We start from the raw sequence: 12,610 nt of genomic DNA, 5'->3' as shown, positions 1-12,610 counted from the left end.
CGTATGATCATGCTGCCCTGTTTACCGTGCGTGAGTCCAGAGATGGTAGACAAGCTGAACGCGCTGTCTCCTAGAGACCGAAGGTTTCGCTTTCTTCAAACGGCCCGACGACGGTGATCGTACGGGGAGCTGCGGCAAGTTCCTGGGCGAGTTCCTGGACTTCGTCCACAGTGACCGCCTTGATCCGTGCCAATGTCTCGTCAATATCCTGGAACTCCCCGGAAACGAGTTCTGCCCGGCCCAGCCGGGACATGCGCGAGCCCGTGTCCTCGAGGGCGAGGACGATGCCGCCGCTGAGTTGTCCCACAGCCTTCCGGAGTTCCTCCTCAGTGATGCCCTCCTTGGCGAGCTTGTCCAACTCAACGCCAAGAAGATCGAGCACTTGGCGCACTTTTGACGGCGTGCAGCCCGCATACATGCCGAAATAGCCGGCATCGGCGTAGGCGGCGGTGAAGGAATACGTGGAGTAGACGAGACCGCGCTTCTCGCGGATCTCCTGGAAAAGCCTGGAAGACATTCCCCCGCCCAGCACCGCATTGAGCACACTCATGACGAATCGGCGATCATCCGTTGCCACGATAGTGGGGCAACCCATGATGATATTGGCCTGCTCCACGGGACGCTTGACCACGTGAAGGCCGGACGTGCCCGTGATCACGGCGCGGTTGGTGGCCCGACGATCTACCGGAGCTGCTTCCGGATCCAACTGCCAGCCTGCAGCTTCCAACGCCTTCTGCACGAGATCGCAGACGACGTCATGGTCCAAACCGCCAGCCGCGGTGATGACCAGTTCTTCCGGACGGTAGTAGCGCTGATAGTGCTCCCAGACCGAGTCCCTGGCTACCGCCTTGATGGCGTCCGGTGTACCACCAATAGGACGCGCGAGCGGGTGGCTGCCGAGTACGGCTGCAACGAATTTTTCGTGGGCTACGTCTGTTGGGTCATCGCTGTCCATCGCGATTTCTTCAAGGATGACATCCCGCTCCTGTTCCAACTCCGCCGGATCCAGGACAGCCCCGGTGATCATGTCCGCGATGACGTCGATGGCCATGGGAAGATCCGAGTCCAACACCCGGGCAAAGTAGCACGTGCTTTCCTTGGCAGTGGCAGCGTTGGACTCGCCACCCACCTCATCAAAGGCTGAAGCGATTTCCAGCGCGGTGCGCCGCTTGGTGCCCTTGAACAGGAGGTGTTCCAGGAAGTGCGTGGAACCATGCTGGCCATCGGCTTCATCGCGGGATCCGACTGCCACCCAGAATCCGATGGTGGCCGAACGCTGCCCGGGCATTGCCTCGGTGAGCACGCGAACGCCTCCGGGAAGGACCGAACGCCGTACGACGGAACCGCCCTCTGCACCATGGATCAGGTCGCCGCCGGGAAGGGTCTGCTCCAACGGCAAGGGTACGACAGTCATTAAGACCTTTCAGGTTTTCGAGTTAAGGCCGGAAGGGCCGGTGGTGCTTTTTCAAGCCCACCGGCCCCGCCGGATACTGCTTTACAGACTACTCTGCGGAAACTTCAGCTTCTTCCGGAGCTTCCTCGGAGGCTGCGCCTTCTTCCTCGGCAACAACCGGGGAGAGGGAAAGCTTTCCGCGGTCGTCGATCTTGGTGATCTCAACCTGGACCTTCTGGCCCACCGAGACGACGTCATCGACGTTGTCCACGCGCTTGCCGTTGGCCAGCTTGCGGAGCTCGGAAATGTGCAGCAGGCCGTCCTTGCCCGGGGTAAGGGAAACGAAAGCGCCGAAGGTGGTGGTCTTGACGACCGTGCCCAAGTAGCGCTCACCAATTTCCGGTACCTGCGGGTTGGCGATGGCGTTGATGGCGGAACGTGCTGCATCAGCAGACGGACCGTTGGTGGCGCCAATATAGACCGTGCCGTCATCTTCAATGGAGATGTCCGCGCCCGTGTCTTCCTGGATCTGGTTGATCATCTTGCCCTTGGGGCCGATGACCTCGCCGATCTTGTCTACGGGGATCTTGACAGCGATGACGCGGGGGGCGAACTCGGAGAGCTCGTCCGGCGTGTCGATCGCTGCGTTGATGACCTCAAGGATATGGAGGCGGGCTTCGCGGGCCTGCTTCAGTGCTGCTGCCAGCACGGAAGCGGGGATGCCGTCGAGCTTGGTGTCCAGCTGGATGGCCGTGACGAACTCGGACGTACCGGCAACCTTGAAGTCCATGTCGCCGAATGCGTCTTCGGCGCCGAGGATGTCGGTCAGAGCTGCGTAGCGGGTCTGGCCATCAACCTGGTCGGAAACCAGGCCCATGGCGATACCGGCAACGGCTGCCTTCAGCGGGACACCAGCGTTGAGCATGGAGAGCGTCGAAGCACACACCGAACCCATGGACGTCGAACCGTTGGAACCGAGGGCCTCGGATACCTGGCGGATGGCGTACGGGAATTCCTCGCGGGAAGGCAGAACCGGCACGAGAGCGCGCTCTGCGAGGGCGCCGTGACCGATTTCGCGGCGCTTCGGGGAACCGACGCGACCGGTTTCACCGGTGGAGTACGGCGGGAAGTTGTAGTTGTGCATGTAGCGCTTGCGCGTTACCGGCGACAACGAGTCGATCTGCTGTTCCATCTTGAGCATGTTCAGCGTGGTGACGCCCATGATCTGGGTCTCGCCACGTTCGAAGATGGCAGAGCCGTGAACGCGGGGCAGAACCTCTACCTCGGCGGTCAGCTGGCGGATGTCCGTCAGGCCACGGCCGTCGATGCGGACCTGGTCCTTGAGGATGCGCTGGCGGACAACGTGCTTGGTGACCGAGCGGAAAGCTGCGGACAGCTCCTTTTCACGGCCTTCGAAGTTACCGGCGAGTGCACCGAGGACTTCGTCCTTGAGCTCGTCGGAAGCGTTGTCGCGCTCCTGCTTGTCGGCGATCTGGAAGACTGCGGCCAGCTTGTCGGCAGCAGCGGCTTCCACAGCTGCGTAGACGTCATCCTGGTAGTCCAGGAAGACCGGGAACTCGACGGTCGGCTTCGCTGCACGGGCAGCAAGATCGGCCTGGGCTTCGCAAAGAGCCTTGATGAACGGCTTTGCGGCTTCGAGGCCCTCGGAAACAACTTCTTCGGTGGGAGCAGTTGCGCCCTGTTCCTTGATGAGGTTCCAGGAGTTGTCGGTTGCTTCGGCTTCAACCATCATGATGGCGACGTCGTCACCTGCAATGCGGCCGGCAACAACCATGTTGAACACGGCGTTCTCAAGCTGCGAGTGCTTGGGGAAAGCAACCCACTGCGAACCCTGTTCGTCGGCGATGAGGGCAACGCGGACGCCACCGATCGGGCCGGAGAACGGGAGGCCGGAGAGCTGGGTGGACATGGAGGAGGCGTTGATTGCCACGACGTCGTAGAGCTCGTCCGGGTTGATCGCCAGGACGGTAACGACGATCTGGACCTCGTTGCGAAGGCCCTTGACGAAGGCCGGGCGCAGCGGGCGGTCCATCAGGCGGCAAGCCAGGATGGCTTCCGTGGACGGGCGGCCTTCACGGCGGAAGAACGAACCCGGGATACGGCCGGCAGCGTACATACGCTCCTCGACGTCAACCGTCAACGGGAAGAAGTCGAAGCCTTCGCGCGGCTGCTTGCCTGCGGTGGTTGCCGAGAGGAGTGCGGTGTCTTCGTCGATGTAGACCATCGAAGCGCCGGCAGCCTGCTTGGCAAGGCGGCCGGTTTCAAAGCGGATGACACGCTTGCCAAAACGGCCGTTGTCAATAATCGCTTCGGAGAACTGGATTTCGGGACCCTCCATTGAGAGTCACCTCCGTTTCTGATTTAGCGGAAGTCCGCCGCATCAACCCAGGCCTCTTCTTTATTCCTGGCCTGTACGACACCCGGTCATCGATCGAGATCCACGGGCTTCATCGTCACCGATGACCCTCCCGGGAATCACTACCGAGGACCGCGAATGCGCGATGCGGTTGATTTCCTGTTTTTAGTTGTTTTTGAAGAAGGCGGCCCGTTCCGCGAGGGACCGGGCCGCCCCCAAAGGCAGACTAGCGGCGCAGGCCGAGGCGCTCGATGAGCGAACGGTAGCGGGCGATGTCAGTGTTCTTCAGGTAGGTAAGCATGCGCTTGCGACGACCAACCATGGCCAGCAGACCGCGCTGGGTGTGGAAGTCGTGCTTGTGCTCCTTCATGTGCTCAGTCAGATCCTTGATCCGCTGGGTCAGGACTGCAACCTGGACCTCGGGCGAACCGGTGTCGCCTTCAGAGGTTGCGTATTCCTTGATGATGGACTGCTTTACAGCGGCGTCAAGTGCCACGTGAACTCCTAGAGTTGTGCCGTGCCTCCCGGTGCAGCGCCTCGCTGACGGGTTGCTTCCGGTGCGTCTCCGCACACAAAAACAGGTCCAGCCGCCACGGACTGCAGCCGGATCCAGTAACAGTTTACCGGCAGGTCAGCATTGTTGTCGAAATACCGCTAGCGCTGGGTCAGCAGCTCGTGTGCCTGCGCTACATCCAGGCACATCTGCTCCACCAGCGCCTCGGGCCCGCGATACGCCACCATGCCGCGGAGGCGCTGGGTAAATTCGACCGCGACAGTCTGTCCGTAGAGGTCGAAGTCCTCCACGTTCTCCTCCGGACGATCAATAACGTGGGCCTCCACTTGACGGCTCACACCGTCAAACGTGGGGTTGGAACCGACGGAAATCGCAGCGGGCCACCGCGTTCCGGACTGGTCTATCAACCAGCCTGCATAGATACCGTCCGCCGGTACGTACCCCGTGGAATCATGCGCAAGGTTCGCAGTGGGGAAACCGAGGTTCCTCCCGCGCGCTGCTCCATGAACCACCTCGCCGCGCATGCGGTGGGGGCGTCCCAGAACGGCGGCAGCGGTAACGACGTCGCCTTCGGACAAGGCTTCCCGCACCCAGGTGGAGGAGCAGCGGCGGTCGGCGTCGCCGTCGTCGTGGACCGGGAAGCCTCCTGCGCCATACTCATTGACCACCTGGACGCCAAAGCCCAACTGCTCGCCGAGTTCCTGCATGGTGACGACGTCGCCGACATTCCCTGCACCGAAGCGGAGGTCGTGGCCGACCACGACGTGCGCAGCATGAAGGCCCTCAAGGAGGACTTGGCGGACAAACTCGATGGGCGTCATGGAGGCGAGGTCCAGCGTGTACTTCATGACCAGAACGGCATCCACGCCTGTTTCGCCGAGGGCGTCCAGTTTGTCCTGGAGGCCCATGATCAGCTCCGGCGCAGACTCCGGGCGGTGGACCTGGGCGGGGTGGGGATCAAAGGTAACGGCCACTGAAGGGATGTGGTGCCGTTTGGCGGTGTTTGTCAGTTGTGCGAGAACATGCTGGTGGCCACGATGGACGCCGTCAAAGTTCCCGATGGTAACGACTGTTGGTCCGAAGTCCTCGGGGACTTCGGTGGGATCGTTCCAGATGTGGACCATCAACCTCGCCTTTTACTGCAGATATTCGTTCCGCCCGGCAACCTCCCGGCGCCGGAACATTCTAAGGTTACCCGTTGTGGCTGTTCGCCTTGGACGGCCGCCTCTTGTTCAACCACAGGAGTCCAAGGATGGGCAGCACGAGCGGGACGAAACCATAACCGCGTCCAAACAGCGACCACACAGTGTCATGCGGGAAGGCCACCGGATCGAACAGGCTTATGGCCCCAACTACCAGCACTCCGACGAGTTCCACGAGTACCGCGGCCAACGACACTTTGAACCATGTGCGGCCCGGTTTTGCCAGCGAGATGGTCGCTACGACGTAGACGACGGCGGCGAACGCCGAGAGGATATGCGCCAGCGGAGCTTCGGCAAACTTGGTGGCAATCTGGTAGCCGGCACGGGCCGTGGCCGAGAGTGCGAAGACGGCATACACCGCGATCAGCAAGCGCCCAGGGCCGGTGTTCCGTGTGTCTTTTTGGGGTGTCCGGCCGGCATTTGCCTCAGTCTCGGTTCCAGTCATTTTGCGTTTTTCCTTCAAGGTCAGTACCAGATCTGGTTCATGCGGGCGGCCATGACGAGCGCAGTGACGCCGACCGCCGCCAGGACGAAGTTGCTCCAACGGGTGCGTTCAAGGATGGCCCAGTACACAGCTCCCAGCGGAATCATCAGCGCCGTGATCAGGTATCCCCAGAACTCCCAGGCTTCGCCGGCCATCTGTTCACCCGTGGCAACGCGGACAATCGAGCCAACCAAGTAGACCAGCAGGGCCAGCTCCACAGCCAACACGGAAAAGATTGTGACGTCGTTGGGGGCTTTCTTCATCAAACCTGCCACGACGCACGCGATCGTGGATACCAAACCAACAATAAGGATGGAGTAGAAATAGCCGTCCATGCCTACTTTTCCTCGCTGGCTCTGGCGGTGCCGGTTCCGGTTCCGGTGCCGGTTCCGGGGGCAAAGACCAACACAGGCTTCGCGAAGCTCCCCGTATCGGCCAACAGGGCCACCAGCTCTCCCGACGGCGCGAACGCTGCGGCAGGATTCTCAGCGGTGGCAGCAGCCGGCGTTCCGGCGCCAGGGCCTGCGGCGATGCGTCTGCCAAAGGAGATCTCGGTGGTTTCCTGATCGCTCAATTCCCGGTTGGGCATCAGGGAACGCGCAGCAAGGGACATGTCCAGCACTTCGAGTTGGCCGGCGAGTTCTTCCAGCGTCCGCGCCTGGTCGATCGTGTAAGGGCCCACCTGGGTTCGCCGCAAGGCAGTGAGATGTCCGCCGACGCCCAAGGCGATGCCGAGGTCCCGCGCCAGAGCCCGGATGTACGTGCCGGAGGAACATTCCACGGTGACATCGACGTCGACTACCCGGCCGCCGTCGATCCTGGTGATGGAGTGGATGTCGAAGCGGTGGATGGTGACGGGCCGGGCCGCAAGCTTGACCTCTTCGCCGGAGCGGACACGGGCATAGGAGCGTTCACCGTTGACCTTGATCGCGCTGACGCTGCTGGGTACCTGCTGGATGGGGCCCGTGAGGGCGGCGACGCCTTGAGCAATCGCTTCGTCGCTGACCTCCACTGCGCTGCGCGCCTGGCTAACTTCGCCTTCGGCGTCATCGGTGATGGTGGTTTCGCCGAGCCTGATAGTGGCCGTATACGTCTTGGACGTTCCCACAATGTAGGTCAGGAGACGTGTGGCCTTGTTGATCCCAAGGACCAGCACGCCTGTAGCCATGGGATCAAGCGTTCCAGCATGCCCCACTTTCCGGGTACCGGCCAGCCGCCGCATCCGGCCAACCACATCATGGCTGGTCCATCCCTGCGGTTTGTCAACGATTACCAGTCCAGAAAGCACGCTTACCAGTATATGGGTGGCTAGGATAGCTCCCATGCCTGAGCTTGCCGCACACGTCCGCGATGTCCCCGTGAACCAGATCCGAGAAATCACTGAGGCCGCCTGGACCACCCCCGGGGCGATCGTGCTCAGCATCGGCGAGCCGGGCTTTGCGCTCCCACGGCACGTCCTCGACGCCGGAATAGCGTGCCTTGAACGGGACGAAACCAACTACACCCCAAACGCAGGAATTCCCGCGCTCCGCGAAGCCTTCGCCAAGAGATTCCGTGAGCATCATCACGTGGATATCGGTGCCGAACGCGTCTACGTAGTGGACGGAGCCCAACAAGGCCTGCACTTCGCCATGAGCCTGCTTCTCTCCCCCGGCGATGAAATCCTCCTGCCCAACCCCGGCTACCCCACGTTCGCCATGACCAGTCGGCTCCTCCACGCGGTGCCCGTTCCGTATCCTCTGTATCCGCACAACGACTTCCAGCCGGACATCGAGGACATCGAAGCCCTCATCACTCCGCAGACCCGGGTCCTCATGCTGAACTCGCCCTCCAACCCCCTGGGCGCCGTCATCAGCGAGGACGCGACCCGGCAGCTCGTGGAACTCGCCGTCCGGCACGATCTCTGGATCATCTCTGATGAGTGCTATGAAGCCTTCACCTTTGACGTCCCGCATGTCAGCCCTGTCCGCTTCGATAGCGACATCCCCGGTGAGGCACGCGTCTTCACATCACTGACACTGTCAAAGACCTACGGGCTCACCGGCCTGCGAATCGGAGCCTTGATCTGCCCGCCGGGCATGGAAAAGAGGATGAACAATGTCATGGAAGCAATCGTTTCCTGCGTTGCTTCGCCATCGCAGTATGCGGCCTTGGCCGCGTTGACCGGCCCCCAGGACTACGTGACGGACGCGCGCAACCACTATAGGAGCAATCGTGATGCCGCCTCCGCCATCCTGGAAGGCAAGGGCATCCCCTTCCTCGGCGCACAGGGAGCTTTCTACCTGTGGGCCAATGTCTCCCATGTCAGTGGCGGCGATGTCCGGGCCTGGGTCCACGCGTTTCTGGCGGATTCGGGTGTTTCCTTCGCGCCGGGCACCGCTTTTGGGTCGATCGGCGAGGGTTGGATCCGGATTGCCCTGTGCGGCGATCAGCAGGAACTGCTCGACGGCGTCAGCCGGCTACCTGCCCGGCCGTAAGAGCCGCTAGTAGTCCGTGCGCTCCGCGTTGTTGCGCCAGGCCTCAAAGGGCGTCTCGGAGGCGGCTACCGGCGCGTGTTCTACGGGAAGCAGCTCAGGCCGGGTACCGGCGAAGTACTCGTAGAACACTGCATCATCGAATCCGGCCCTGGCGGCGCCGTGCCGGTCGGCAGCGAAATACACGCGGCCAATCCTGGCCCAGAGTGTGGCCGAGAGGCACAAGGGGCATGGCTCGCAACTGGCATAGAGCACCGAGCCGCTGAGATCGAAGTTGCCCATGTCCGCTGCGGCACGGCGAATGGCCACCACTTCGGCATGCGCCGTGGGATCGTTGTCGCGCGTTACCCGATTCACGCCCTCATGGACGCTGCCATCCGGGGTGACGACGACAGCGCCAAACGGCCCACCGCCGTCGAAAACGTTCTGGACAGCAAGCCGTATGGCCCGGTTCAGGAATTCATCACGCTTCAGGAATTCGTCATGCTGCTGTGCATTGTGCGCGGACATGCTTTCGATACTAGCGACTTTGAATACACGTAATGCCCCCGGGAACGCGTCCCAAGGGCATTACGTGTACAAAACTCAAAACGATTTTTAGCGGTTGGCGTCTTCGTCGAGTTCGTCATCGTCCGCGAGGTCGATGTCTTCTTCGTCGAAGTCGTCTTCGTCGATTTCTTCGGAGCCCTCGGAAGCCTCGCCCTTGTAGGGGTCAGCCTCGCCTGCGTGCTTGGCGCCGGCAGCCAAAGCGGCTACCTCGGCGTCGCGACGCTTTGCTTCACGGAGCAACTCCTCAAGGTTCGAAGCGTTGACCGGAATCTGGTCAGCAACGAACTCAAGGGTGGGAGTCAGCCGGACTGTGATATTGCGGCCGACTTCCTGTCGCAGCACACCCTTGGCCTTCTCCAATGCCCTGGCGGCATCCGCGTGGGCAATCTCGTCACCAAAGACGGTGTAGTAAATGGTGGCGTGCTGAAGGTCGTTGGTGACGCGGGCGTCCGTGATCGTGATGGACTCGACGCGTGGGTCCTTGACCCTGCGGCCGAGGGCCTCTGCGACGACGACCTTTATCCGCTGCGCCAACTTGGCAGCGCGTGCCGGATCGGCCATGACTTCCTCCTGGAAAGTAGAAACGGGTACGGAACGGGTCCGCCGGGGCTACCCGACGGACCCGCTCCAAGCGGAACCTAGACGCGCGGCTTTTCGCGCATCTCGAAGGTCTCGATGATGTCGCCTTCGGAGATGTCGTTGAACGAGCCAAGACCGATACCACACTCGAAGTCGGTACGGACTTCGGTTGCGTCATCCTTGAAGCGCTTGAGCGTCTCAACGGTGAGGTTGTCACCGATGACCTTGCCGTCGCGGCTAACGCGTGCCTTGGTGTTACGGCGGATGATGCCCGTGCGGACGATCGAACCGGCGATGTTTCCGAACTTGGAGGACCGGAAGACTTCGCGGACTTCGGCAGTACCGAGCTGGACTTCTTCGTACTCCGGCTTGAGCATGCCCTTGAGGGCCATCTCAATGTCATCGATTGCTGCGTAGATGACGGAGTAGAAGCGCATGTCCACGCCTTCACGGTCAGCCAGTTCAGCGACGCGCTCAGCCGGCTTGACGTTGAAGCCGATGATGATGGCGTTGTCCACCGTTGCCAGGTTGACGTCGTTCTGCGTGATGGCACCCACACCGCGGTGGATGACACGGAGCTGAACGTCGTCGTCTCCGACATCGATCTTGAGCAAGGCGTCTTCGAGGGCTTCCACGGCACCGGAGACGTCACCCTTGAGGATGAGGTTGAGGGTGTCGATCTTGCCTTCAGCAACGGCCTGGTCGAAGTCTTCCAGGCTGATGCGCTTGCGACGCTTGGCCAGTGCGGCGTTGCGGTCGGCAGCTTCGCGCTTCTCGGCGATCTGGCGGGCCGTACGCTCGTCCGGCGTCACCAGGAAGGTGTCACCTGCACGCGGCACGTTGGACAGGCCGAGGACCTGCACCGGACGCGACGGCAGTGCGACATCCAGTGCCTCGCCGTTCTCGTCGAACATGGCACGGACGCGGCCGTGGGCCGTACCGGCCACGATCGTGTCGCCCACGGCCAAGGTGCCGGATTGCACCAGGACGGTGGCCACGGAACCGCGACCCTTGTCCAGGTTCGCTTCGATGGCAATGCCTCGAGCGTCCTTGTCCGGGTTGGCACGCAGGTCCAGTGCGGCATCGGCCGTCAACAGGACGGCATCGATCAGTTCGTCGATGTTGAGGTTCTGGCGGGCAGAAACCTCAACGAACATGGTGTCGCCACCGTATTCTTCGGGAACCAGGCCGTACTCGGTGAGCTGACCCTTGACCTTGTCAGGGTTGGCGCCTTCCTTGTCGATCTTGTTCACTGCGACGACGATCGGCACGTTGGCTGCCTGGGCGTGGTTGAGTGCTTCCACCGTCTGCGGCATAACGCCGTCGTCGGCTGCAACAACCAGGATCGCGATGTCGGTGACCTTGGCACCACGTGCACGCATGGCCGTGAAGGCCTCGTGACCGGGGGTGTCAATGAACGTGATGTCGCGGGCCGTGCCCTCGTGGATGTGGCTGATCTGGTAAGCACCGATGTGCTGGGTGATTCCACCGTGCTCGCCGGCCACAACGTTGGAGTTGCGGATGGCATCAAGCAGGCGGGTCTTACCGTGGTCAACGTGACCCATGACGGTGACAACCGGCGGGCGTGCCTCGAGGACATCGTCACCCTCGGCGTCAAGCTCGTCCTGGATGTTGATGTCGAACTGGTCCAGCAGCTCGCGCTCTTCGTCTTCCGGCGAAACAACCTGGAGCTTGTAGCCAAGTTCGGCACCAAGCAATCCAAAGGTGTCTTCGTCGAGGGACTGCGTAGCCGTTGCCATCTCACCGAGGTGGAACAAAACGGTCACGAGCGACGCGGGGTTCGCATCGATCTTCTCGGCAAAGTCCGTGATGGAGGAACCACGGCGCAGACGGATGATGGTCTCGCCATCGCCGCGGGGTACGGACACGCCGCCCAGCGACGGAGCACTCATCTGCTCCAGTTCCTGGCGCTTTGCACGCTTCGACTTGCGCTGCTTGCCACGACCGGCACCGCCCTTGCCGAAGGCACCCTGGGTACCACCGCGACCGCGGCCACCCTTGCCAAAGCCACCGCCGGCGGGAGCGCCGCCACCGGTACCTGCACCTGGTGCGCCACCGGGACGACCCGGTCCGCCGCCACCCGGACGGCCTGCGCCACCGGGACGACCTGCGCCACCGGGAGCCGGACGCTCAGTGCGGTTGGGCATCATGCCCGGAGTAGGACGGTTTCCACCACCGGGACCGCCGGCCGGACGCGGAGCACCACCGGGACGGGGTGCACCGGGACGCGGAGCACCCGGACGGGGACCACCGCTGCCTGCTGCGGGACGGGGACCACCGGCACCTGCTGCGGGGCGGGGACCACCGGGGCGTTCGCCATCGTTGCGGCCACCTGCACGGGGCATGCCCTGTGAGGTTGCAAACGGGTTGTTGCCCGGACGCGGCGGACGTTCGCCATCGCCACCACGGCCGCGGGGCATGCCCTGGGACGTAGCGAAGGGGTTGTTGCCCGGACGGGGACCGCCGGGACGCGGAGCCTGGCCGCCCTGGCGGGACGGAGCCGGAGTCTCTGCCTTGGGAGCAGGACGGGCACCGGGCTTCGCCGAAAACGGCGTCGTGGATGCGGCCGGAGCCGAGGGCGCTGCCGGGGCAGGCGCCGCAGGAGCAGATGCAGCGGGGGCGGCAGGTGCAGCCGCGGCGGGTGCTGCCGGAGCCGGAGCCTTTGGTGCAGCCGGACCCGGAGCCGGAGCGGCCGGACGGGATGTTGCGGGAGCAGCCGGAGCCTTGGGGGCGGCTGCAGGTGCGGGGGCAGCTGCCTTTGCAGCGCCTGCACCGGGGTAAGCGTCGCGAAGCTTCTTCACGACGGGGGCCTCAATGGTGGAAGAGGCGGAGCGAACGAATTCGCCCAATTCCTGCAGTTTTGTTACTGCATCTTTGGAAGTAATACCGAGCTCTTTGGCGAGCTCATGTACGCGGACCTTGGCCACATTTCTCCTGTCTCGGTCCGCACCGAGCCAGGCACGAACCGTCTACTTCTTACTGCGGGCCCCTGCCGCCAGCGCGACTAAAAGGCCCAT

11 protein-coding genes are annotated in these 12,610 nt (G+C 62.8%); 1 reads left to right on the top strand and 10 read right to left on the bottom strand.

Features of this window, described 5'->3' with window-relative positions; translation table 11 throughout:
- Positions 1-70 precede the first annotated feature (70 nt).
- The 7 genes from AB4Z15_RS09295 to truB all read right to left on the bottom strand — a co-directional run bounded on the left by AB4Z15_RS09295 (position 71) and on the right by truB (position 7,258).
- Entirely contained in the window at positions 71-1,414 is a 1,344-nt protein-coding gene (locus tag AB4Z15_RS09295; RefSeq protein WP_442005774.1) for a M16 family metallopeptidase, read from the bottom strand.
- An 88-nt stretch (positions 1,415-1,502) separates the two neighbouring features.
- A complete protein-coding gene (locus AB4Z15_RS09290) occupies positions 1,503-3,752 on the bottom strand; it encodes a polyribonucleotide nucleotidyltransferase (protein ID WP_431119461.1) in 2,250 nt (749 codons plus the stop codon).
- A 244-nt stretch (positions 3,753-3,996) separates the two neighbouring features.
- Positions 3,997-4,266, bottom strand: a complete 270-nt coding sequence (gene rpsO / locus AB4Z15_RS09285) for a 30S ribosomal protein S15 (RefSeq protein ID WP_442005772.1) — start codon at positions 4,264-4,266, stop codon at positions 3,997-3,999.
- Between the two features lie 158 nt (positions 4,267-4,424).
- On the bottom strand, positions 4,425-5,408 hold the full coding sequence (locus AB4Z15_RS09280; RefSeq protein ID WP_442017041.1) for a bifunctional riboflavin kinase/FAD synthetase: 984 nt from the start codon (positions 5,406-5,408) through the stop codon (positions 4,425-4,427).
- 67 nt (positions 5,409-5,475) lie between these two features.
- Entirely contained in the window at positions 5,476-5,931 is a 456-nt protein-coding gene (locus AB4Z15_RS09275; RefSeq protein ID WP_442005770.1) for a hypothetical protein, read from the bottom strand.
- Positions 5,932-5,951: 20 nt separating this feature from the next.
- Complete coding sequence (locus AB4Z15_RS09270; RefSeq protein WP_442005769.1) at positions 5,952-6,305, bottom strand: hypothetical protein; 354 nt, start codon at positions 6,303-6,305, stop codon at positions 5,952-5,954.
- 2 nt (positions 6,306-6,307) lie between these two features.
- Positions 6,308-7,258 (bottom strand): tRNA pseudouridine(55) synthase TruB, encoded by a 951-nt coding sequence (truB, locus tag AB4Z15_RS09265; RefSeq protein ID WP_442017040.1) that lies wholly within the window; start codon positions 7,256-7,258, stop codon positions 6,308-6,310.
- Positions 7,259-7,292: 34 nt separating this feature from the next.
- On the opposite strand from truB, the gene AB4Z15_RS09260 reads away from it, so the two are divergent.
- Positions 7,293-8,447 carry a pyridoxal phosphate-dependent aminotransferase gene (locus AB4Z15_RS09260; RefSeq protein WP_442017039.1) on the top strand — a complete coding sequence of 385 codons (1,155 nt, stop codon included), beginning with the start codon at positions 7,293-7,295 and terminating at the stop codon, positions 8,445-8,447.
- 6 nt (positions 8,448-8,453) lie between these two features.
- Here AB4Z15_RS09260 and AB4Z15_RS09255 read toward each other — a convergent pair whose 3' ends face one another.
- From AB4Z15_RS09255 to infB, 3 genes are all read right to left on the bottom strand, one after another.
- On the bottom strand, positions 8,454-8,954 hold the full coding sequence (locus tag AB4Z15_RS09255; RefSeq protein ID WP_442017038.1) for a nucleoside deaminase: 501 nt from the start codon (positions 8,952-8,954) through the stop codon (positions 8,454-8,456).
- Positions 8,955-9,041: 87 nt separating this feature from the next.
- Positions 9,042-9,554, bottom strand: a complete 513-nt coding sequence (gene rbfA / locus AB4Z15_RS09250) for a 30S ribosome-binding factor RbfA (RefSeq protein ID WP_442005765.1) — start codon at positions 9,552-9,554, stop codon at positions 9,042-9,044.
- 77 nt (positions 9,555-9,631) lie between these two features.
- Positions 9,632-12,520 (bottom strand): translation initiation factor IF-2, encoded by a 2,889-nt coding sequence (gene infB, locus AB4Z15_RS09245; protein ID WP_442005764.1) that lies wholly within the window; start codon positions 12,518-12,520, stop codon positions 9,632-9,634.
- Between the last annotated feature and the right edge of the window lie 90 nt (positions 12,521-12,610).

It is taken from the genome of Paenarthrobacter sp. 2TAF44 (assembly GCF_052114885.1).
Lineage (GTDB): Bacteria > Actinomycetota > Actinomycetes > Actinomycetales > Micrococcaceae > Arthrobacter.
This window is presented reverse-complemented; position numbering and strand designations above follow the sequence as displayed.